A 22,738-nucleotide genomic window follows, 5' to 3' on the forward strand; every position below is an offset into this window, starting at 1 on the left:
TGCCCAACACATCACCAGGGATCAGCGGAAGCGGTCGACCTCTTGGCGCAAGCCGGCCGCCAGGGTTTCCAGTTCCTTGGCGGTGATCGCCAGATTCGACACCACCTCCCGCTGTTCGCTGTTGGCCAGCGCAATGCTTTGCAGGTTACTGCTGAGCACGTTCGCCGTGCTGCTCTGTTCCTGGGTCGCCGTGGTGATCGCGGCAAATTGCTGGCCGGCCGACCGGCTTTGCTCGTCGATACGCGCCAGGGCCGACGCCACGTCGGCGTTGCGCGACAGGCCTTCCTGCATCAGCACATTACCGCGCTCCATGGTGCTGATGGCATTGCCGGTTTCCTGCTGGATACTCTGAATCATCCCCGAGATTTCATCCGTGGCTTCACGGGTCCGCGAGGCCAGGTTGCGCACTTCGTCGGCAACCACCGCAAAACCCCGACCCTGCTCGCCGGCCCGGGCGGCTTCGATGGCGGCGTTGAGCGCCAGCAGGTTGGTCTGTTCGGCAATGGAGGTGATCACACCGACGATCCCGCCGATTTCCTGCGAGCGCTGGCCAAGGGTGTTGATCACCGTGGCCGTGCTGTTCAGGGCCGTGGCGATATGTTCCAGCGAGGACGACGCCTCCTGCATCGACGCACGACCAATGCGGGTTTGCTGGGCGTTCTCCTGAGCCAGGCGCTCGGTGTTACCCATGTTGTCGGCGATGTTCAGCGAAGTGGCGCTGAACTCTTCTACAGCGCCGGCCATGCTGGTGATTTCACCCGACTGCTGCTCCATGCCTTCATAAGCACCGCCCGACAGGCCAGACAGTGCCTGAGCACGGCTGTTGACCTCTTCGGCCGCCTTGCGGATGTGCGACACCATGGTCGACAACGCTTCGCCCATCTGGTTGAAGCTGCGCGCCAATTGGCCGATCTCGTCGTGGCTGGACACATTGAGGCGCGCACTCAAGTCGCCCGCACCCAGCGCCTCGGCCTGGCGCACCAGGTCGCTCAACGGCGCCAGTTTGCTGCGCAACAGCCAGACCGTGGCACCCACCGCCAGCAGCATCGCCAATACGCTGCCGATCACCAGGCGAATACCCACGTCCCAGGTCACGGAGCGAATCTCGGCCTTGGGCATGCTCGCCACCACCGACCACGGGCCGCCTTCGAATGGCACCGAGACACTGTAGAAATCTTCGTTCTTGTCGCTCCAGAAGCGCCCGTCGCCTGGGGTTTTCGCCAGGTCGAGCATGACCGGAATCGCCTGGTCCAGCGCCTGTACGCCAGCCGGAGGCACCAACCAGTGTTTCTGTTCGTCGAGCAAAGCCAGCGAGCCGGTCTGGCCAATGCGGAAGCGTTTGAGGTTGTCGAACTGGGCCTTCTGCTCATCGGTGTAGTCGAAGCCGATAAACAGCACGGCGATCACCTTGCCGCTGGCATCGCGCACCGGGCTGTACTGAGTCATGTAGGAACGATCAAACAAAACCGCCCGCCCGATATAGGCTTGCCCGCCCAGCACGCGCTGGTACGCCGGGCCCTGGCGGTCCAGTACGGTGCCGATGGCACGGTTGCCGTCCTGCTTGGTCAAGGAGGTGCTGATGCGGATAAAGTCATCGCCACTGCGCACGAACACCGTGGCCACGCCGCCGGACATCTGCTTGAACTCGTCCACTTCAGCGAAATTGTTGTTCAGCACCTCGTCGCCCAGATAGAGGCTGGGGGTTTGCACACCCGCCACGGCGACCGGCTGGTCGGCATGCACACTCAACCCGGCGCCAAAGCGCTTTTCGAACAGCCCGCTCAAACGCTGTGTACTCTCGCGCAAGGTACCGTGGAAGGTGTTGAGCTGGTCGGCGAGCAAGCGCGCCTCACTGGCCAAGTGTTCTTCGCGGGTATCGAGGTTGGCGGAGTCGAGGGAACGCAGGGCGAAAACAGTACTGCCGCTGATGACGACAGCCAGAATCACGGCCAATGCGAGGCCCAGTTGGGAGGCGATCCGAGCGCGAGGTTGAGACATGACAGCTCCTGGCCGAGGCCAGGATCATCCTGATCTCATAGCACAGCTCGGCAAATTATCTAGAAGGGAAACGTTGGTGCACGATGGTTCCAACACCCTTACTTCGGCGGGCCGGACCAATACTTGAGCGACCCGCAGGGGTATCCGGCAAACGATTGCATGAACGGTCGCCACGGCGTCAATCAAGACGCTCAACAACAGGCAGTGCCATCGCCTTCACTTCCCCCTGAAGAAACTCCGCCAGGCGCCGCAAACGCTCGCCACCCGGGCGGGTTTTCGGCCACACCAGGTAGTAGTTTTCGCCACTGGCCACGGCAGTGGGCCACGGCAGGCTCAAACGTCCCTGGGCAACGTCTTCGGCCACCATCAACAGATCGCCCATGGATACACCGTAACCACGCGCAGCCGCGATCATGCCCAATTCAAGCGTATCGAACACCTGGCCACCCTTGAGCGACACCTGGGATGACAACCCCATGCGCTCCAGCCAATTGCGCCAGTCACGACGGTCGGGGGTTGGGTGAAGCAACTCGGCGGCTGCCAATCGCTGTACATCCCAGGGACCGTCAGTCAGCAAGTTCGGTGCGCCTACCGGGATCAGCAGTTCGGGGAACAGGTAACTGGCCTCCCAGTCCGCCGGAAAATGCCCGTAGCTCAGCAACACCGCACAATCGAAAGGCTCCTGGTTGAAGTCCACTTCATCCACGCTCATCCAGGCACTGGTGAGTTGCACTTCGTTGCCCGGCTGCAACGCGCGAAAGCGACTGAGCCGCGCCAATAGCCAGCGCATGGTCAGGGTGGACGGCGCCTTCATGCGCAGGATGTCGTCTTCGGCGTTCAAGGTGTGACACGCCCGCTCCAGCGCGGCGAACCCTTCACGCACACCGGGCAACAACAAGCGCGCCGCCTCGGTCAGCTGCAAGGTACGCCCGCTGCGCTGGAACAGCCGACAGGCGAAATGCTCTTCCAGCGTACGAATGTGCCGGCTCACCGCACTTTGGGTAATGGACAACTCCTCCGCCGCCCGGGTGAAGGAGTGGTGCCGAGAGGCTGCCTCAAAGGCACGCAGAGCATAAAGCGGAGGAAGACGACGTGACATCCGGAAAACTCCTATAGCGCATCGACGTAACGTAACAGATTCATCCGGCATGAGTTTTAATCATGCGAACAATCGCTTTTATCCCTTTGTGCAATCGGTCGCGAGCGCCGAGAATCAACCCTTCCCCTACCCTCTGACTTTTAGAGCGTGATGATCATGCAGCATCCGGCGCGTACCGAACTCTGGGCCATTTTGCGGCTGTCAGGGCCGTTGATTGCTTCACAGTTGGCCCACATGCTGATGGTGCTGACCGACACCCTGATGATGGCCCGCCTGAGTCCCGAAGCCCTGGCCGGGGGTGGGCTGGGGGCGGCCAGTTATTCATTTGTGTCGATTTTCTGCATCGGCGTGATTGCCGCAGTCGGCACGCTGGTGGCCATCCGTCACGGCGCGGGCGATATCGAGGGTGCCACTCGCCTGACCCAGGCCGGTCTCTGGCTTGCCTGGCTGATGGCCCTGGCCGCCGGCCTGCTGCTGTGGAACCTCAAGCCGTTGCTGCTGATGTTCGGCCAGACCGAAACCAACGTGCAGTCCGCCGGGCAATTCCTGACGATCCTGCCGTTCGCCTTGCCCGGCTACCTGAGCTTCATGGCGTTGCGCGGCTTCACCAGTGCCATCGGCAAGGCCACACCCGTGATGGTGATCGCCTTGGGCGGCACTGTGCTCAATTACCTGCTCAACCACGCGTTGATCGAAGGCATGTTCGGCCTGCCGAAACTGGGCCTGATGGGCATTGGCCTGGTGACTGCGATTGTCGCCAACGGGATGGCGCTGGCACTGATGTGGTACATCCGCCACGACCGCACGTACGCCGCCTACCCGCTGAGCACCGGCCTGCTGCGTCTTAACACCCAATACCTGCGTGAACTGTGGCGTCTGGGCCTGCCGATTGGCGGTACCTACGCCGTGGAAGTCGGGCTGTTTGCCTTCGCTGCGCTGTGCATGGGCACCATGGGCAGTACGCAACTGGCGGCCCACCAGATCGCCCTGCAGATCGTTTCGGTGGCGTTCATGGTGCCGGCGGGGATGTCCTACGCAGTGACCATGCGTATCGGCCAGCATTACGGCGCCGGGCAGTTGCTGCACGCGCGCATGGCCGGCCGTGTCGGCATAGGCTTTGGCGCCGCCGTGATGCTGGGGTTTGCCGCCGTGTTGTGGCTGTTTTCCGATCCGTTGGTAGGGCTGTTCCTAGACCATGACGACCCGGCATTTCACAACGTGATCGTTCTGGCCGTCAGCCTGTTGGCCGTGGCGGCCTGGTTCGAGCTTTTCGACGGTGTGCAGACCATCGCCATGGGCTGCATCCGCGGTCTGAAGGATGCGAAAACCACCTTTCTGGTCGGGCTTGGTTGCTATTGGCTGATCGGCGCACCTTCGGCCTGGCTGATGGCCTTCCACCTGGGCTGGGGGCCGACCGGCGTGTGGTGGGGCCTGGCGCTGGGCCTGGCCTGTGCTGCCATCAGCCTGACCTGGGCGTTTGAAATGAAGATGAAGCGGATGATTCGGCAGGAGCCCGAGGTTCGCGCTGAATTCCAGGCTATGTAGCCTGACCGGAGGATGTGTGCGGTCGATGTGGGAGCTGGCAAGCCAGATCCCACATTGATTGGGTTCCCAATTCAACCCAGCAGAGCCTGCCGGCCCTTGCCGAATGTCAGGTACTCCACCAACTCCGAAAGCGGCAACGGCTTGCTGATCAGATAACCCTGGGCCTGGTCGCAGCCGAACAACCTCAGCAGGGCAAGCTGCTCCGGCGTTTCCACGCCCTCGGCCACCACTTCCAGGTTGAGGTTGTGGGCCAGGTTGATCATGGCGTGTACCAGCTTGCGGTTTTCTTCACGCCCCTCCATGCCGCCGACAAAGCTCTTGTCGATCTTCAACAAAGCGATGGGCAGGCTGTTGAGGTGCACGAACGATGAAAAGCCGGTGCCGAAGTCGTCCAGCGAGAACCGCACCCCCAAACGACCGAGGGCGTCCATGGTCTGCTTGACCAGATCGCTGCGGCGCATCACTGCGGTTTCAGTCAGTTCGAATTCCAGCCATTGCGCTTCAACGCCGCGCTCGGCAATCAGCCGGCTGAGGGTCGACAGTAACTGGCTGTCCTGAAACTGACGGAACGACAGGTTGACCGCCATGTGCAATGGCGGCAGCCCGCGCTCGCGCAGGGCCTGCATATCGCGCAGGGCCCGGGAGATTACCCAGTAGCCCAACGGCACGATCAACCCGCTTTGTTCGGCCAGCGGCACGAACTCGCTGGGCGGCAACAGGCCGCGCTCGCCGTGACGCCAGCGCACCAACGCTTCAAGGCCGACGATATGCCCGTCGTCCAGGTCCAGGCGCGGCTGGTAGTGCAGCTCCAGTTCATCCCGACGCAGGGCACGGCGCAGCTCGCTTTCCAGGTCGGCCAGGCTGCGCGCGTTGCGGTTGATCCGCTCGTTGAAGATGTGAAAGGTGCAGCCCTGGGTGCTCTTGGCCTGCTGCATGGCAATGTGGGCGTGCCACATCAGCGGGTCTGCCCCGGCGCGGGCACGGGCGTGCGCCACCCCCAGGCTGCAGCCGATCAGCAGGCTTTCGCCGTCCACCCAGTAGGGCTCGGCCATGACTTCGGTAATGCGCTCGGCCATCCACTCGGCACGCTGGGGTGCACGGCGGGTGTCGATCAGCAGGGCGAATTCGTCGCTGCCCAAGCGAGCCAGTTGATCTCCGACCTCGAGCTGGCTCTTGAGCCGCGAGACCACTTGCAGGATCAGCCGGTCGCCGGCCTGGTGGCCGAGGGCGTCGTTGGCGTGGCGGAAGTTGTCGAGGTCCAGGTGACCGAGGGCCAGGCCACGACCTTCGTTCTCGGCCAGCCGCGCCGCGAGCAGGGTCTGGAAGCCCTGGCGGTTGGCGATGCCGGTGAGCGGGTCCTGTTCGGCGAGGCGCTGCAGGGTCGTTTCGAGCACACCGCGTTCACGCACGTGACGCAGGCAGCGGCGCAATATGTCAGCGTCCAGTGCATCGCGCACCAACCAGTCACTGGCGCCCAAGGGCGAAACCAGTGGTTCCTGCTCCAGCAGCAGCACACACGGCAGGCTGCAACGGCCAGGTCCGGGTTGCAGGTCTGGCGTGGTCAGCAGCACGGCACCGTGATCGTCGTCGAAAAGACGACTCACCGAGTCCCAGTTTGGCGCACTGATCAGCACAGCCCCCTCGCCCATCGGCGCCAGGCACTCGCGCAACAACGCTGCCCACTCAGGCATATCGGCCAGTAGCAGCAAACGCAAGGGTTCGACAGGCGTAGACAAGCTAGCTCCCTAGACTCTGCAAGATTTCGTCGGCGGCGGGCATTATGACGTGCGACCGAATAATGACCAATGACATGGATTATCAACTACGCAGGCTGCGAGTATCAGTCGCGAATGTTAGCCGCAAATAATCCCCACATCCTGCGGCAAAGTATCAAAACCGGCAAATTTAGATCGAGCGGTACGTCACACTGTCGTTCTGTGAGAGCAGAATCCTGCGAGCCTGTTAAAATGCCCGCCCTTTTTGCTCAATGACCCCCTGAACTCTGTATGTCCCGACTCAATCCCCGGCAGCAAGAAGCCGTGAACTACGTCGGCGGCCCTCTATTGGTGCTCGCCGGCGCTGGCTCCGGCAAGACCAGCGTGATCACCCGCAAGATCGCGCACCTGATCCAGAACTGCGGCATCCGCGCCCAGTACATCGTCGCCATGACCTTTACCAACAAGGCGGCGCGAGAAATGAAGGAGCGCGTCGGCACCCTGCTGCGCGCGGGCGAAGGCCGTGGCCTCACGGTGTGCACCTTCCACAACCTGGGCCTGAACATCATCCGCAAGGAGCATGTGCGCCTGGGCTACAAGCCGGGCTTCTCGATCTTTGACGAGACCGATGTGAAGTCGCTGATGACCGACATCATGCAGAAGGAATACGCAGGCGACGACGGCGTGGATGAGATCAAGAACATGATCGGCGCCTGGAAAAACGACCTGATCCTGCCCGCCCAGGCCCTGGAAAACGCGCGCAACCCCAAGGAACAGACCGCCGCCATCGTCTACACCCACTACCAGCGCACGCTCAAGGCGTTCAACGCGGTGGACTTCGACGACCTGATCCTGCTGCCGGTGAAACTGTTCGAGGAACACGCCGATATCCTCGAAAAATGGCAGAACCGGGTGCGCTACCTGCTGGTGGACGAATACCAGGACACCAACGCCAGCCAGTACCTGCTGGTGAAAATGCTCATTGGCAAACGCAACCAGTTCACCGTGGTTGGCGACGACGACCAGTCGATCTACGCCTGGCGCGGCGCCCGCCCGGAAAACCTGATGCTGCTCAAGGAGGACTACCCCTCCTTGAAAGTGGTGATGCTGGAACAGAACTACCGCTCCACCAGCCGTATTCTGCGCTGCGCCAACGTGCTGATTTCCAACAACCCCCACGAGTTCGAAAAACAACTGTGGAGCGAAATGGGCCATGGCGACGAGATCCGTGTGATTCGCTGCCGCAACGAAGACGCCGAAGCCGAGCGCGTGGCCATGGAAATCCTCAGCCTGCACTTGCGCACCGATCGACCCTACAGTGATTTCGCGATCCTCTATCGCGGCAACTACCAGGCCAAGCTGATCGAGCTGAAATTGCAGCACCACCAGGTGCCGTATCGCCTGTCGGGCGGCAACAGCTTTTTCGGACGCCAGGAAGTGAAAGACCTGATGGCCTACTTCCGCCTGATCGTAAACCCGGATGACGACAACGCCTTCTTGCGGGTGATCAACGTGCCGCGCCGGGAAATCGGCTCCACCACCCTGGAAAAGCTCGGCAACTACGCCACCGAACGCAAGATTTCGATGTACGCCGCCACCGACGAAATCGGTCTGGGCGAGCACCTGGACACGCGTTTCACCGATCGTCTGTCGCGTTTCAAGCGCTTCATGGACAAGGTCCGCGAACAGTGCGCCGGCGAAGACCCGATCAGTGCCCTGCGCAGCATGGTCATGGACATCGACTACGAAAACTGGCTGCGCACCAACAGCTCCAGCGACAAGGCCGCCGACTACCGCATGAGCAACGTGTGGTTCCTGATCGAGGCGCTGAAAAACACCCTGGAAAAAGACGAAGACGGCGAAATGACCGTCGAGGATGCCATCGGCAAGCTGGTACTGCGCGACATGCTCGAGCGCCAGCAGGAAGAAGAAGATGGCGCCGAAGGCGTGCAGATGATGACCCTGCATGCCTCCAAGGGCCTGGAATTTCCCTACGTGTTCATCATGGGCATGGAAGAGGAAATCCTCCCGCACCGCTCCAGCATCGAAGCCGACACCATCGAAGAAGAACGCCGCCTGGCCTACGTGGGCATTACCCGCGCACGTCAGACTCTGGCCTTCACCTTTGCCGCCAAGCGCAAGCAATACGGCGAGATCATCGATTGTGCCCCCAGCCGGTTCCTGGATGAGCTGCCGCCGGACGACCTGGCCTGGGAAGGCAATGACGACACCCCGACCGAGGTGAAGGCCGTTCGCGGCAATACCGCCCTGGCGGATATACGCGCGATGTTAAAGCGCTAGAATCGACTACTTTTCAATCTACTTTCGGCGCACGTCGCGCCATTAGAGGAAGCTTTCCGTGGAAGCACTGCACAAGAAAATTCGCGAAGAAGGCATCGTGCTTTCCGATCAGGTACTCAAGGTCGACGCCTTTCTGAACCACCAGATCGACCCGGCCCTGATGAAACTGATCGGCGACGAATTCGCTGCGCTGTTCAAGGACTCGGGCGTCACCAAGATCGTCACCATCGAAGCCTCAGGGATCGCACCGGCGATCATGACCGGCCTGAACCTGGGCGTGCCGGTGATTTTCGCGCGCAAGCAGCAATCCCTGACCCTGACGGAAAACCTGCTGTCGGCGACCGTTTACTCCTTCACCAAGAAGGTCGAAAGCACCGTGGCGATATCCCCGCGCCACTTGACCAGCAGCGACCGTGTACTGGTGATCGATGACTTCCTGGCCAACGGCAAGGCGTCCCAGGCACTGATTTCGATCATCAAGCAAGCCGGCGCGACCGTGGCGGGCCTGGGGATCGTGATCGAGAAGTCGTTCCAGGGCGGCCGTGCAGAATTGGATGCGCAGGGTTATCGGGTTGAATCGCTGGCGCGGGTGAAGTCGCTGGAAGGCGGCGTCGTCACTTTCATCGAATAATCGGGAACACACCCAATATTCAGGGTGGGCACTCATTCAAAATGTGGGAGCTGGCTTGCCTGCGATAGCGGAGTCTCAGACAACAGAGACGTTGCCTGTCAGGCCCTCATCGCAGGCAAGCCAGCTCCCACATTTGATTGACGGTAGCCGTTAGTGTGCGGTGGCCTGCAAGCCCGCCAGCAATAACCGCTGGTATAGATCCTCTTTCAACCCCTCCGGCTTATCCAACCGCATCCGCTTCAGATGCTCGGGAAACGCCTCTGGCTCCGGTGCATCCAGCGCCGCCTTGCCCAACTCCAGAATCTCCGTCAGCTTGAACTTGCTTTTGAGCCAGTTCAGCGCGCGCAACAAGTCCCGCTCTTCATCCGTGAAATCACTGCCCAGCGGATACTCCGGAAACAATCGGCGATGTCGCGCCTGGATGCCCTTGAGCCGTTCTGGCGTATTGTCGGCAAAACGCGGGTCGAGCTGGAAATCCCTGGGCAGCTTGCCGGCCTTTTGCGCCTGTTCGATCAGGTCACCCTGAAAGCGTGAGTCGGTAACATTGAGCAACGCCTCGATCACCTTGGCATCCGTCTGACCGCGCAAATCGGCAATCCCGTACTCGGTGATGACGATATCCCGCAGGTGCCGCGGAATCGTGCAGTGGCCGTACTCCCAGACGATATTCGAGCTGACCTCACCCGCCGCCTCGCGCCAGCTGCGCAGAATCAGGATCGAGCGCGCGCCCTCCAGCGCATGGCCTTGAGTAACGAAGTTGTATTGCCCGCCCACGCCGCTGAGCACGCGACCGTCTTCCAGTTGGTCGGCAACGCCGGCGCCCAGCAGCGTGACCATGATCGCGCTATTGATAAACCGCGCATCCAGCCGTTGCAGGCGCTTGAGCTCTTCCTGGCCATACAGTTCGTTGATGTAGCTGATGCGCGTCATGTTGAATTCGAGACGCCTGGCGTGGGTCATTTCCTGTAAGCGCTGGTAAAAACTGCGCGGGCCCAGAAAGAAACCACCGTGGATAGAGATACCGTCGGGCTGCGCTGCGTCGTCGAGCGTACCGGCGTTGGCCTGCGCCTGCGTCGCCACATCCGGGTAGACCTTGCGGCGGACGATCCCCGCGTCCGCCAACACCAGCAGGCCGTTGACGAACATCTCGCTGCAACCGTAAAGACCACGGGCGAAGGGATCGACACCGCCTTCGTGGCTGATCAACGGCGCCCACTGATACACGTCCAGGTCGGTCAGCAGCAATCGGTAGGCTTCGTTGTCCGCCTGGCGCGCCAGTAAAGCGGCGGTCAATGCATCGCCCATGGAGCCGATGCCGATCTGCAGGGTGCCGCCATCGCGTACCAGCGTGCTGGCATGCAGGCCGATGAAATGGTCCTGGAACCCCACCGGCATGTTCGGCGTGGAAAACAGCGTGGTGCTGTCTTTTTCATCGATCAGGTAATCGAAGGCGTCCATGCCCAGTTCGGCATCCCCGGGCATGTAGGGCAAATCACGATGGACCTGGCCAACGATCAGCACGGTTTCGCCAGCCTCACGGCGCTTGGCGATCATTGGCAGCAAGTCCAGGGTGATATCGGGGTTGCAGCTCAGGCTCAGGCGATCAGGGTGCTCGGCGCTGCTCGCCACCAGTTGCGCCACCAGGTTCAGGCCAGCCGCGTTGATATCACGGGCGGCATGGCTGTAGTTGCTGCTGACGTAATCCTGCTGCGCCGACTCACTGTGCAACAAACTGCCGGGCTGCATGAAGAACTGTTGCACGCGAATGTTGGCGGGCAACTTGTCCTTGTGCAGGTCGGCGAGAAAATCCAGTTCGGGGTAATCACCAAACACGCGCTCTATGAAGGGTTCGAGAAAGCGCTTCTGCAAACCATCACCCATCGTTGGGCGACCCAAGGCCAGTGCGGTGTAGATCGTCAACGTGCGCTCCGGCAACTTGGCAATCCGCCGATACAGCGCGTTGACGAACAGGTTGGGCTTGCCCAGGCCCAGGGGCATGCCCATGTGGATATGCGCCGGCAAGCGCGCCAACACGTCATCAACTGCTTGCTCGATTGAACACAACTGCACGGTCCGACCTCCTGAACATTCCATGATTAGGGGTTGGACCGAGCTTGCCGGGTCTTTGCTGCAATGAACAGCGCTGAAAGACAAATCCCGGGCACAAAAAAACCGCTCGCAAGCGGCTTTTTTGGCGAAATTCGGCGATTTAGAGCCCCGACATCTTCTTGATCGCGCCCTTGAGGTCATCATCCGAGCAATCCGCGCAGGTGCCTTTTGGCGGCATGGCGTTGATGCCCGTGATCGCCTTGGCCAGGATGCCGTCGAGGCCGCCCTGGTGATCGGCGCGTTCTTTCCACGCGGCGGTGTCGCCGATTTTTGGCGCGCCCAGCAGGCCGCTGCCATGGCAGGCGTTGCAGTGTTTGGCGATCACTTCGTCCGGCGTCTTCGCCCCACCGCCACCACCAGCGGCCACCGCGACTTCCATGCCCTTGCACTCCTTGCCCTGGACGCAGACCTGGCCCACAGGCTCCAGGCGCTTGGCAATTTCATCATTGGTCGCAGCTTGAGCGCTGACAGCCCATAGGGCCAGTACGGTTGCTGGTGCAGCCAGCATTTTCATAATTAGGTTCACGCGTTCACCCTCAATGGTGGCTATTCACGCCTGCGGCCACGGTTTCGCAGGCGGCGAAAGTATAACGGTTAGCCCGCCGGGCCGAAACAACCCTATTAAACAAAGGGAGATTCGACCTTGCGGAATACAGCTACGGGTGTGTCTGCAACGCTGGCAGCACGCCTCTTCTGTCAAAAGTTCGCCGGTGTGGCTGCGCTGATTAGTCGCGCCGGCACATCGAACGGGTTGCGAAAACGATGGGGCTTGGTGCTTTCAAAGTAGTAGCTATCGCCGGCTTCGAGCACAAAAGTTTCAAGTCCGACCACCAATTCAAGGCGGCCTTCCACCAGAATCCCGGTTTCTTCGCCTTCGTGGGTGAGCATTTCTTCGCCAGTGTCGGCGCCAGGCGGATAAATTTCGTTGAGAAACGCAATCGCCCGGCTGGGGTGCGCCCGGCCTACCAGTTTCATGGTGACGGCGCCGTCAGAGATGTCGATCAGCTCATTGGCTTTATAGACGATCTGCGTGGGTATTTCCTGGAGGATCTCCTCGGAAAAGAACTCGACCATGGACATGGGGATGCCGCCCAGCACCTTGCGCAAGGAGCTGATCGAGGGGCTGACGCTGTTTTTCTCGATCATCGAAATGGTGCTGTTGGTGACGCCCGCACGCTTGGCAAGCTCACGCTGGGAAAGACCTTTGAGTTTACGGATGGATTGCAGTCGTTCGCCGACGTCCAATGCAGGAGCCTCCTAGGATTCAGGCGTTGTTGTAGTGAGCGTTATCATGGCGACAGCGTTCAGTATTTACAACACTTGGGCCTAAATCCGGGCGACCGTCATCCGTAGGGCCGCGTCAGGCGCCGGAATAGAGCCTTGGCACACGGCGCAGGTTGCAGAAAATCTGGTACGGAATGGTCTCGGCGGCAGTCGCAACGTCACTGGCGAGGATGTTTTTACCCCACAACTCCACCGGGGAGCCCAGCCCGGCCTGAGGCACATCCGTGAGGTCGATGCACAGCATGTCCATGGAAACGCGCCCCAGCAACTGGCTGCGCTGCCCGGCCACCAGCACCGGCGTACCGGTTGGCGCGTGACGCGGGTAGCCGTCGGCATAGCCCATGGCAACCACGCCGATACGCATCGGTTTTGGCGTAATGAACTTGGCACCATAGCCCACCGGCTCGCCGGCCGGCAGTTCGCGCACGCAGATGACTTTCGACTCCAGGGTCATCACCGGCTGCAACCGCGCGGCCACGGCCTGGTCTTCACCAAACGGTGTGGCACCGTAGAGCATGATGCCCGGGCGCACCCAGTCGCTGCTCACATTCGGCCAGCCCATCACCGACGGCGAGTTGCGCAGACTGGTTTCGGCCGACAAGCCTTGGCGCGCCGCTTCGAATACCGCCACTTGCTCGTTGCTGCGTACACAGTCGAGCTCATCGGCGCGGGCGAAGTGGCTCATCAGGACGATTTTCCCAACCTTGCCGCTCGCCAGCAGGCGCTGATAAGCCTCGTGATAATCCTTGGGGTGCAGACCGACACGGTGCATGCCCGAATCCAGCTTGAGCCAGACGGTCAGCGGCTTGCTCAGCCTGGCTTGCTCGATCGCGTCCAACTGCCATAACGAATGCACCACGCACCACAAATCATGCTCGTTGATCAGCGGCAGCTCGTCAGCCTCGAAAAAGCCTTCGAGCAACAGTACCGGCGCACGAATCCCCGCCGCGCGCAGCTCCAGCGCCTCTTCGATACACGCCACGGCAAACCCATCGGTCTCAGCTTCCAAGGCCTGGGCCACACGCACGGCACCGTGCCCGTAGGCATCGGCCTTGACCACGGCCAGGGCCTTGGCCCCCGTGACTTCACGGGCCAATTGGTAGTTGTGGCGCAGGGCTTGGAGATCGATCAGGGCACGGGCAGGACGCATGGCGGCAGGCTTCTAGGCGGCAGAGTGAAGAAAAACCGGTACCGACCGACAACGTCGGCACCGGGAGAGGGATCCAGGTTTAAGGCAGGGCCGCCACAACGGACAGCTCTACCAGGATTTCCGGTTCGCACAGCTTGGCTTCGACAGTGGCACGGGCCGGAGCAACGCCCTTGGGCAACCACTTGTCCCACACCGCGTTCATGCCGGCGAAGTCGGCGTCGATGTCTTTCAGGTAAATCGTCACCGACAGCAACTTGCTTTTATCGGTGCCGGCCAGGTCCAGCAAACGCTCGATATTGGCCAGGGTTTCACGGGTCTGCCGTTCAATGCCGGCACTCATGTCGTCGCCGACTTGCCCGGCCAGATACACGGTACCGCTGTGAACGACGATCTGGCTCATGCGCTCATTGGTGAGCTGGCGCTGGATGGACATGCTTTGCAGACTCCTGGTGGTTGCCATAACGGGAAATGTCGAGGCCGGCCGCACTGATCTGCGGTGTTTTCTTCGCCATCAGGTCGGCCAGCAAGCGCCCGGAACCACAGGCCATGGTCCAGCCGAGGGTGCCGTGGCCGGTATTCAGGAACAGGTTCTTGAACGGGGTGGCACCGACAATCGGCGTGCCGTCGGGAGTGGTCGGACGCAGACCGGTCCAGAAACTGGCTTCGGTCAAGTCGCCGCCCTGAGGATAAAGGTCGTTGACGATCATCTCCAGGGTTTCGCGCCGACGAGGATTCAGCGACAGGTCAAAACCGGCTATTTCCGCCATGCCGCCGACGCGGATACGGTTGTCGAAACGGGTAATCGCGACCTTGTAGGTCTCGTCGAGAATGGTCGAAGTCGGCGCCATCGCCGGGTTGGTGATCGGCACAGTCAGCGAGTAGCCCTTGAGTGGGTACACCGGTGCCTTGATCCCCAGTGGCTTGAGCAGCTTCGGCGAGTAACTGCCGAGGGCCAGCACGTAGCGGTCGGCGGTTTCCAGCTTGCCGTCGATCCACACGCCGTTGATGCGGTCACCGGCGTAGTCGAGGCGCTGGATATCCTGTTCAAAACGGAACTCGACGCCCAGTTCCTTGCACAGGTCGGCCAGGCGAGTAGTGAATATCTGGCAGTCGCCGGTCTGGTCGTTCGGCAGGCGCAGGGCGCCGGCGAGGATGTCGGTGACGCTGGCCAGGGCGGGTTCGACGCGGGCGATGCCGGCGCGGTCGAGCAGCTCGAAGGGGACGCCGGACTCTTTAAGCACGGCAATATCCTTGGCCGCGCCGTCGAGCTGGGCCTGGGTGCGGAACAGCTGGGTAGTCCCCAGGCTACGGCCCTCGTAGGCAATGCCGGTCTCGGCGCGCAGTTCATCAAGGCAATCACGGCTGTACTCGGACAGCCGCACCATGCGCTCCTTGTTTACGGCATAGCGGCTGGCGGTGCAGTTGCGCAGCATCTGCGCCATCCATAGGTATTGATCGATGTCGCCGGTGGCCTTGATCGCCAGCGGTGCGTGGCGCTGCAACAGCCACTTGATGGCCTTGAGTGGCACGCCTGGCGCAGCCCAGGGCGAAGCATAGCCTGGAGAGACCTGGCCGGCGTTGGCGAAACTGGTTTCCATGGCAGCGGCAGGCTGACGGTCGACCACGACCACTTCAAAACCGGCCCGCGCCAAATAGTAGGCACTGGTCACACCAATGACGCCGCTACCCAAGACCAGAACGCGCATTTTTATATCCTCATCGCGGGCGTGGCCGCTGACGTGTGTTGTTCGAGCAATGATGTGCGCAGTGTAAAAAACTATTGCCAGTGCATTTCACTATATAAGCACCTATATTTGGCGACAATTCTTGGCAAAAACCCTTTTCACAGAGGCGTATCCCCTATGCGTACCAACACCCAGACCAAGCGGGAGCTGGACAAGATCGACCGCAACATCCTGCGCATCCTGCAAACCGACGGGCGCATTTCGTTCACGGAGCTGGGCGAAAAGGTTGGGCTGTCGACCACGCCGTGCACCGAGCGGGTACGCCGCCTGGAGCGCGAAGGGATCATCATGGGCTACAACGCGCGGCTCAACCCGCAACATTTGAAAGGCAGCCTGCTGGTGTTTGTCGAGATCAGCCTCGATTACAAGTCCGGCGACACCTTTGAAGAATTTCGTCGCGCCGTGCTGAAGCTGCCCCATGTATTGGAGTGCCACCTGGTGTCCGGGGACTTTGACTATCTGGTGAAAGCGCGCATTTCGGAGATGGCGTCGTACCGCAAACTGCTCGGCGATATCTTGCTCAAGCTGCCCCATGTGCGCGAGTCCAAGAGTTATATCGTGATGGAGGAAGTGAAGGAGAGCCTGAACCTGCCGATCCCGGACTGACTGACACAACACCGTCAACTGTGGGAGCTGGCTTGCCAGCTCCCACATTAACCGAGTTAAACCAGCACTTGCCGAGTGCTGGCCATGTAGTCGTGAATCTGCTTCTCAACCCGTGGATGAATCAGCTCCACCGGCCTGCGCCCATTCGGGCACGGCAAGGTCTGGGTGGTGCCGAACAAGCGACAGATCAAAGGACGCTCGTCATACACCGTGCAGCCATTCGGTCCCAGGTGCACGCAATTGAGCTCATCCATGGCGGCGTCCTGCTCAGCGGCCGTCTTGCGGGGCAGGCGCGACATTTCCTCGGGCGATGTGGTCACCGGACCACAACAGTCGTGGCAGCCGGGCACACACTCGAACGAAGGAATCTGCCTGCGCAATGCGCTGATTGTCTGACGGTTGCAACTCATCGAAACCCATACCGAACGGCGAACACGCGTGGATTCTGCCGCAAAACGCCCCGCGCAGACAGCTTCGCCTCACCGCTGTATCCTGCGTCAAATTTTCCAAACAGGGATGCTCCCCATGACCGCCAGCGCCCGGCACACCACGTCCTACTACGCGGCCAGCAGTGTGCCGCAACCCGATTACCCGGCGTTGACCGGCGAAATCACGGCGGATGTGTGTGTGGTCGGCGGAGGGTTTTCAGGGCTGAACACGGCACTGGAACTGGCCGAACGCGGCTTCAGCGTGGCGTTGCTGGAAGCGCGCAAGATTGCCTGGGGCGCCAGCGGGCGCAATGGCGGCCAGCTGATTCGCGGCGTCGGCCATGGGCTGGATCAGTTCGCCCATATCATCGGTACCGACGGCGTGCGCCAGATGAAGCTGATGGGCCTGGAAGCCGTGGAGATCGTACGCGAGCGCGTCGAGCGCTACCAAATCCCCTGCGACCTGACCTGGGGCTACTGCGACCTTGCCAACAAACCTCGCGACCTGCACGGCCTGGCCGAAGACGCCGAAGAACTGCGCGGCCTCGGCTATCGCCATGAAGTGCGCCTGCTGCAAGCGGGCGAAATGGGCAGCGTGATCGGCTCCGACCGCTACGTGGGCGGCATGATCGATATGGGCTCCGGCCATTTGCACCCATTGAACCTGGCCCTCGGTGAAGCCGCAGCGGCGCAGCAATCGGGCGTGAAGCTGTTCGAGCAGTCCGAAGTCACCCGCATCGACTACGGCCCCACGCTCAACATCCACACCGCCCAGGGCAACGTGCGCGCCAAAACCCTGGTACTGGCCTGCAACGCCTACCTCAATGGCTTGAACCCGCACTTGAGCGGCAAGGTGCTGCCCGCCGGCAGCTACATCATCGCCACCGAACCGTTGAGCGAAGCGCAGGCTGCCGACCTGCTACCGCAAAATATGGCGGTGTGTGACCAGCGGGTGACGGTGGATTATTTCCGGCTGTCCGCCGACCGCCGCCTGCTGTTCGGCGGCGCCTGCCACTATTCCGGTCGCGATCCCAAGGACATCGGCGCCTACATGCGTCCGAAGATGCTGCACGTGTTCCCTCAGTTGGCCGACGTAAAAATCGACTATCAGTGGGGCGGCATGATCGGCATCGGCGCCAACCGCCTGCCGCAGATCGGACGGTTGGCAGACCAGCCCAACGTGTATTACGCCCAGGCCTACGCAGGCCATGGACTGAATGCCACGCACCTGGCCGGCAAGCTGTTGGCCGAAGCCATCAGCGGTCAGCAGCAGGGCCGTTTCGATCTGTTCGCTCAGGTGCCGCACATCACCTTCCCCGGCGGCAAGCACCTGCGCTCGCCGCTGCTGGCGCTGGGGATGCTCTGGCATCGCCTCAAAGAGCTGGTGTGAATCAGCTGCGCCAGAAGGGTTTCAAACCTTCCTGGCGCGCTTGTTCGGCGCTCAACCCGACATCGCGCAATTGCTCGGGGGTCAACTCCAGCAAGGCTTTGCGGGTATGACGACGGCGCCAGAACGCATCCCAGCGACTCAGAGCGGGCACGGACAACACCCGCTCCTGCCCCGCTTCCAGTTCCTGACCGTGTAACGCCAACCGCACATCGCTCATGCCGCTCATTTTGCTGCCCCTCATTTGCCTGTTGCCATGAGTGACTAGAATGGGCGGATGACAAAAACCAATACAGATTCAACCCATATTTATTAAATCCATACAGATACTGCCTATCGACGGCTGAATCCTGTATTTTTCCCTCATCTGTACTGGTCTCCAGGGAGCGACCGTCATGACGCTTTACGTCAATCTCGCCGAATTGCTCGGCACCCGCATCGAACAGGGCTTCTATCGCCCCGGCGATCGGTTGCCCTCCGTACGGGCCTTGAGCGTAGAACATGGGGTTAGTCTGAGCACTGTCCAGCAGGCTTATCGCTTGCTGGAAGACAACGGCTTGGCCACACCGAAGCCGAAGTCCGGCTACTTCGTGCCCGTCAGTCGCGAGTTGCCAGCCCTCCCCGAGGTGGGTCGCCCGGCCCAGCGTCCAGTGGAAATCTCGCAATGGGACCAGGTGCTGGAGCTGATTCGCGCCGTGCCTCGCAAGAACGTCATACAGATGGGGCGTGGCATGCCGGATGTATTGTCGCCCACCATGAAACCCTTGCTTCGCAGCCTTGCACGCGTCAGCCGTCGCCAGGATCTGCCGGGGCTGTACTACGACAATATTCTTGGCTGTATGGAACTGCGCGAACAAATTGCGAGATTGTCGCTGGATTCCGGCTGTCAGTTGACCGCCGAAGACATCGTCATCACCACCGGCTGCCACGAAGCGCTGTCCGCCAGCATTCACGCGATCTGCGAGCCTGGCGATATCGTCGCGGTGGACTCGCCCAGCTTTCACGGCGCCATGCAGACCCTCAAGGGCCTGGGCATGAAAGCCCTGGAAATCCCCACCGACCCCATCACCGGCATCAGCCTCGAAGCCCTGGAGTTGGCGCTGGAGCAGTGGCCGATCAAGGTCATCCAGCTGACGCCCAACTGCAACAACCCTTTGGGCTACATCATGCCGGAGGCGCGTAAAAAGGCACTGCTGACCCTGGCCCAGCGCTTTGACGCGGCAATCATCGAAGACGATGTGTATGGCGAATTGGCCTACAGCTACCCGCGCCCGCGCACCATCAAGTCCTTCGACGAGGATGGCCGTGTATTGCTGTGCAGCTCATTCTCGAAAACCCTCGCCCCTGGCCTGCGCATCGGCTGGGTAGCTCCGGGCCGTTACCTCGAACGGGTGCTGCACATGAAATACATCAGCACCGGCTCCACTGCCACACAACCGCAGATTGCTATTGCCGAATTCCTGAAAGGCGGCCATTTCGAACCGCATTTGCGCCGGATGCGCACTCAATACCAGCGCAATCGCGACTTGATGATCGATTGGGTCAGCCGCTACTTCCCCGCCGGTACTCGTGCGAGCCGGCCCCAGGGCAGTTTCATGCTGTGGGTGGAACTGCCGGAAGGCTTCGACGCCCTCAAGCTCAATCGCATTTTGGTGGAACAAGGCGTACAGGTGGCCGTAGGCAGTATCTTTTCTGCATCGGGCAAGTACCGGAACTGTCTGCGCATGAACTACGCTGCCAAGCCAACCCCGCAGATTGAAGAGGCCGTGCGCAAGGTCGGTGCGGCCGCGAGCAAGATGCTGGCCGAAGCGGCGGACTGACCTTTCCCGGGAAATAACCGTCCTATGCCCACAACCGCCCTGTTCTGGAAGCGACGTCCTTGATGATGCAACGGCTTTTACCGCTTTGCCTGTTGGGCGCCCTGACGCTGGGCGGCTGCGCCACCGTGGAGGTACCGCGCATCCCCAGCGACGCCCTGCCCGCCGCGCAATCTTCGTTTGGCCGCTCGATCCAGGCCCAGGCCGCGCCGCACCAGGGGCGCTCGGGCTTTCGCCTGCTGCCCAACAGCAGCGAAGCGTTCATGGCCCGCGCCGAGCTGATCCGCAACGCCCAGACCAGCCTCGACCTGCAGTACTACATCGTTCACGACGGCATCAGCACACGCATGCTGGTGGATGAACTGCTCAAGGCGGCGGACCGTGGCGTACGGGTACGCATCCTGCTGGACGACACCACCAGTGACGGCCTCGACCAGATCATCGCCACCCTCGCCGCCCATCCCAACATCGAAATTCGCCTGTTCAACCCGCTGCATCTGGGGCGCAGTACCGGCGTGACGCGGGCCATGGGCCGACTGTTCAACCTGTCACTGCAACACCGGCGCATGCACAACAAACTGTGGCTCGCGGACAACAGCGTCGCCATCGTCGGCGGGCGCAACCTGGGGGATGAGTACTTCGACGCCGAGCCCAACCTGAACTTCACCGATATCGACATGCTCAGCGTCGGGCCGGTGGCTGAACAGCTCGGGCACAGTTTCGACCAGTACTGGAACAGCGCGCTGAGCAAACCCATCGACGATTTCGTTTCAAGCACACCTTCCAAAGGCGATCTCGCCGCCGCCCGCGTGCGCCTGGAGGCATCGCTGGCCGAGTCGCGCCAGCAGAACCACGTGCTCTACAACCGTTTGCGCACCTATCAGACTCAACCGCGCATGGACATCTGGCGCCGCGAGCTGATCTGGGCCTGGAACCAGGCGCTGTGGGATGCGCCGAGCAAGATGCTGTCCAAGGCCGACCCGGATCCGCAGCTGTTGCTGACCACACAACTGGCGCCGGAGTTGAAGGGGGTCCGCCGCGAGTTGATGATGATTTCGGCGTACTTCGTCCCTGGGCAACCCGGCCTCGTCTACCTGACCGGGCGCGCCGATGCCGGAGTTTCAGTGAGTCTGTTGACTAACTCACTGGAGGCCACGGACGTGCCCGCCGTACACGGCGGTTATGCGCCTTACCGCAAGGCGTTGCTGGAGCACGGGGTGAAACTCTACGAACTGCGCCGCCAACCGGGCGACCCCGGCGCCGGCAGCGGGCCGCACCTGTTTCGACGCGGCACCTTCCGTGGCTCGGACTCCAGCCTGCACAGCAAGGCGATGATCTTTGACCGGGAAAAATCCTTCATCGGCTCCTTCAACTTCGACCCGCGCTCGGTGTTGTGGAACACCGAAGTCGGCGTGCTGGTAGACAGCCCGGAACTGGCGGAACACGTGCGCAACCTGGCCCTGCAAGGCATGGCGCCGGCTTTGAGCTATGAGGCAAAACTACAGGATGGGCAGGTGGTATGGGTCACGGAGGACAACGGCCAGTTGCACACCCTGACCCGCGAGCCGGGCAGTTGGTGGCGCAGGTTCAATGCCTGGTTCGCCACCAGCGTCGGGCTGGAACGCATGCTCTAAACACACTGCCGAACCCATGTGGGAGCTGGCAAGCCAGCTCCCACAATGTTTGTCGTGTTCCAACGTCAGGCGGGCTGTGCTGCACCGAATGCTCCCTGACGCAGGAGCAACATCACCAATCCAAAGGCACCCGCCGCCATCAGCAACGGCAATGCATGCCCACTGATCCACTGGCTGCCCGCCCCGGCCACCAGCGGGCCGATCAGGCAGCCGATGCCCCACAGCTGCGCCACGTGGGCATTGGCGCGCACCAGCGCATCGTCCCGATAACGCTCGCCGATCAGGATCAGCGACAGCGTGAACAGCCCCCCCGCACTCGCACCGAACAGCACCCAGATCGGCCAGATCAACAGCGTGTGCATCAGCAACGGAACCGCCAGGCTCGACGCCAGCAACAACAGCGCACACCCCAGGAACAGCGTGCGCCGAGGCAGGTAGTCCGCCAATGCACCGATGGGCAGTTGCAGCAACGCATCGCCGACCACCACCGTACTGACCATGGCCAGGGCGATTTCGGCAGTGAAGCCCTGTTGCAGGCAATACACCGGTAGCAGCGTCAGAATCATCGCTTCGAACGCGGCGAACAACGCCACCGCCCAGGCAATCGCCGGCAGGCTCAGGCAGAAGTGCCACAGGTCGCCGAGCGTCACACTGAAGGACTCGGCCGTCGGTGCGCCGGTACGCCCCAACAGCAGCAACGGCGCCACCATCAACAGACCCACGCCGACCCAGAAACCGTAGTCGTGGTCGGTGCCGATCAATCCCAACAACAGGGGCCCCGAAAGCTGGCTCAACGCATAGCTGCAGCCGTACAACGCCACCAGCCGGCCACGCCACTGCTCCACCACCAATTGGTTGATCCAGCTTTCACCGAGGATGAACACGATGGTCAGGATCACCCCGATCATCAGCCGCAGCACCAGCCACACCGGGTAGCTCGGCAGGATCGCCAACAAGCCGATGGACACTGCGCCGGCCCACAGACACAAGCGCATCAGGTTGGCAGTACCCAACCACGAGGCCATCCGGCTGGAGACCTTGGCCCCCAGCAGAACGCCAAAAGCCGGCATGGCCGCCATCACGCCAATGGCGAAACTTCCGTAGCCCCAGCTTTCCAGGCGCAGGGACACCAGCGGCATGCTGACACCCAGCGCCAGGCCGACGCTGAGCACCGAGGCCAGGACGGCAAAGTAAGTCGCCCAACGCATTTCCACGCTCCTGTGGATCATGTTTGAGAACACACAAATCAGTGTGGGAGCGGGCTTGCTCGCGAATACGCTGGGTCAGTC

At 61.5% G+C, this 22,738-nt stretch carries 19 protein-coding genes; 7 read left to right on the forward strand and 12 right to left on the reverse strand.

Annotation, left to right across the window (positions count from 1 at the left end; translation table 11 throughout):
- Nucleotides 1-21: 21 nt before the first annotated feature.
- Both ACW9IB_RS24290 and ACW9IB_RS24295 read right to left on the reverse strand, forming a co-directional pair.
- Nucleotides 22-1,998 carry a methyl-accepting chemotaxis protein gene (locus ACW9IB_RS24290; protein ID WP_457415816.1) on the reverse strand — a complete coding sequence of 659 codons (1,977 nt, stop codon included), beginning with the start codon at nucleotides 1,996-1,998 and terminating at the stop codon, nucleotides 22-24.
- Nucleotides 1,999-2,176: 178 nt separating this feature from the next.
- The gene (locus ACW9IB_RS24295) at nucleotides 2,177-3,097 is read right to left on the reverse strand and encodes a LysR substrate-binding domain-containing protein (protein ID WP_457364850.1); all 921 of its coding nucleotides are present in this window, start codon (nucleotides 3,095-3,097) and stop codon (nucleotides 2,177-2,179) included.
- Between the two features lie 150 nt (nucleotides 3,098-3,247).
- On the opposite strand from ACW9IB_RS24295, the gene ACW9IB_RS24300 reads away from it, so the two are divergent.
- A complete protein-coding gene (locus tag ACW9IB_RS24300) occupies nucleotides 3,248-4,642 on the forward strand; it encodes a NorM family multidrug efflux MATE transporter (RefSeq protein WP_457415817.1) in 1,395 nt (464 codons plus the stop codon).
- Between the two features lie 71 nt (nucleotides 4,643-4,713).
- On the opposite strand, the gene ACW9IB_RS24305 is transcribed toward ACW9IB_RS24300, so the two are convergent.
- Nucleotides 4,714-6,378: a putative bifunctional diguanylate cyclase/phosphodiesterase gene (locus tag ACW9IB_RS24305; protein ID WP_457364848.1), complete on the reverse strand. Its 1,665-nt coding sequence runs from the start codon at nucleotides 6,376-6,378 to the stop codon at nucleotides 4,714-4,716.
- A gap of 270 nt (nucleotides 6,379-6,648) precedes the next feature.
- Between ACW9IB_RS24305 and rep the strand changes: the two genes are divergently transcribed.
- Nucleotides 6,649-8,658 carry a DNA helicase Rep gene (rep, locus tag ACW9IB_RS24310; RefSeq protein ID WP_457364847.1) on the forward strand — a complete coding sequence of 670 codons (2,010 nt, stop codon included), beginning with the start codon at nucleotides 6,649-6,651 and terminating at the stop codon, nucleotides 8,656-8,658.
- Between the two features lie 58 nt (nucleotides 8,659-8,716).
- Nucleotides 8,717-9,289 (forward strand): xanthine phosphoribosyltransferase, encoded by a 573-nt coding sequence (locus tag ACW9IB_RS24315; protein ID WP_457364846.1) that lies wholly within the window; start codon nucleotides 8,717-8,719, stop codon nucleotides 9,287-9,289.
- Between the two features lie 150 nt (nucleotides 9,290-9,439).
- On the opposite strand, the gene ACW9IB_RS24320 is transcribed toward ACW9IB_RS24315, so the two are convergent.
- The 6 genes from ACW9IB_RS24320 to dadA form a co-directional block, all read right to left on the reverse strand.
- Entirely contained in the window at nucleotides 9,440-11,359 is a 1,920-nt protein-coding gene (locus tag ACW9IB_RS24320; protein ID WP_457415818.1) for an acetyl-CoA hydrolase/transferase C-terminal domain-containing protein, read from the reverse strand.
- 139 nt (nucleotides 11,360-11,498) lie between these two features.
- Nucleotides 11,499-11,912, reverse strand: coding sequence for a c-type cytochrome (locus tag ACW9IB_RS24325; protein ID WP_457364931.1), 414 nt, complete (start codon nucleotides 11,910-11,912; stop codon nucleotides 11,499-11,501).
- Between the two features lie 182 nt (nucleotides 11,913-12,094).
- On the reverse strand, nucleotides 12,095-12,643 hold the full coding sequence (locus ACW9IB_RS24330) for a cupin domain-containing protein (RefSeq protein WP_003176893.1): 549 nt from the start codon (nucleotides 12,641-12,643) through the stop codon (nucleotides 12,095-12,097).
- Between the two features lie 115 nt (nucleotides 12,644-12,758).
- The gene (alr, locus tag ACW9IB_RS24335) at nucleotides 12,759-13,832 is read right to left on the reverse strand and encodes an alanine racemase (protein WP_457364844.1); all 1,074 of its coding nucleotides are present in this window, start codon (nucleotides 13,830-13,832) and stop codon (nucleotides 12,759-12,761) included.
- Nucleotides 13,833-13,911: 79 nt separating this feature from the next.
- On the reverse strand, nucleotides 13,912-14,265 hold the full coding sequence (locus ACW9IB_RS24340) for a RidA family protein (RefSeq protein WP_457415819.1): 354 nt from the start codon (nucleotides 14,263-14,265) through the stop codon (nucleotides 13,912-13,914).
- On the reverse strand, nucleotides 14,237-15,538 hold the full coding sequence (gene dadA / locus ACW9IB_RS24345; RefSeq protein ID WP_457364843.1) for a D-amino acid dehydrogenase: 1,302 nt from the start codon (nucleotides 15,536-15,538) through the stop codon (nucleotides 14,237-14,239). Before dadA ends, ACW9IB_RS24340 begins: the two co-directional genes overlap by 29 nt.
- Before the next feature lie 156 nt (nucleotides 15,539-15,694).
- Between dadA and ACW9IB_RS24350 the strand changes: the two genes are divergently transcribed.
- Nucleotides 15,695-16,183, forward strand: a complete 489-nt coding sequence (locus ACW9IB_RS24350) for an Lrp/AsnC ligand binding domain-containing protein (RefSeq protein ID WP_003176896.1) — start codon at nucleotides 15,695-15,697, stop codon at nucleotides 16,181-16,183.
- Between the two features lie 56 nt (nucleotides 16,184-16,239).
- On the opposite strand, the gene ACW9IB_RS24355 is transcribed toward ACW9IB_RS24350, so the two are convergent.
- Nucleotides 16,240-16,593, reverse strand: coding sequence for a YkgJ family cysteine cluster protein (locus tag ACW9IB_RS24355; RefSeq protein ID WP_457364842.1), 354 nt, complete (start codon nucleotides 16,591-16,593; stop codon nucleotides 16,240-16,242).
- Nucleotides 16,594-16,708: 115 nt separating this feature from the next.
- Between ACW9IB_RS24355 and ACW9IB_RS24360 the strand changes: the two genes are divergently transcribed.
- A complete protein-coding gene (locus ACW9IB_RS24360; RefSeq protein ID WP_457415820.1) occupies nucleotides 16,709-18,001 on the forward strand; it encodes an NAD(P)/FAD-dependent oxidoreductase in 1,293 nt (430 codons plus the stop codon).
- A 1-nt stretch (nucleotide 18,002) separates the two neighbouring features.
- Here ACW9IB_RS24360 and ACW9IB_RS24365 read toward each other — a convergent pair whose 3' ends face one another.
- Nucleotides 18,003-18,227, reverse strand: coding sequence for a DUF1127 domain-containing protein (locus ACW9IB_RS24365; protein WP_457364930.1), 225 nt, complete (start codon nucleotides 18,225-18,227; stop codon nucleotides 18,003-18,005).
- A 166-nt stretch (nucleotides 18,228-18,393) separates the two neighbouring features.
- On the opposite strand from ACW9IB_RS24365, the gene ACW9IB_RS24370 reads away from it, so the two are divergent.
- Nucleotides 18,394-19,818, forward strand: coding sequence for an aminotransferase-like domain-containing protein (locus ACW9IB_RS24370; RefSeq protein ID WP_457415821.1), 1,425 nt, complete (start codon nucleotides 18,394-18,396; stop codon nucleotides 19,816-19,818).
- A 62-nt stretch (nucleotides 19,819-19,880) separates the two neighbouring features.
- Entirely contained in the window at nucleotides 19,881-21,449 is a 1,569-nt protein-coding gene (locus ACW9IB_RS24375; RefSeq protein WP_457415822.1) for a phospholipase D family protein, read from the forward strand.
- A 65-nt stretch (nucleotides 21,450-21,514) separates the two neighbouring features.
- Here the strand turns inward: ACW9IB_RS24375 and ACW9IB_RS24380 are convergent, their stop codons facing one another.
- Nucleotides 21,515-22,657 (reverse strand): MFS transporter, encoded by a 1,143-nt coding sequence (locus tag ACW9IB_RS24380; RefSeq protein WP_457415823.1) that lies wholly within the window; start codon nucleotides 22,655-22,657, stop codon nucleotides 21,515-21,517.
- Nucleotides 22,658-22,738: the final 81 nt, after the last annotated feature.

The organism is Pseudomonas sp. SDO524_S393, assembly GCF_054071875.1.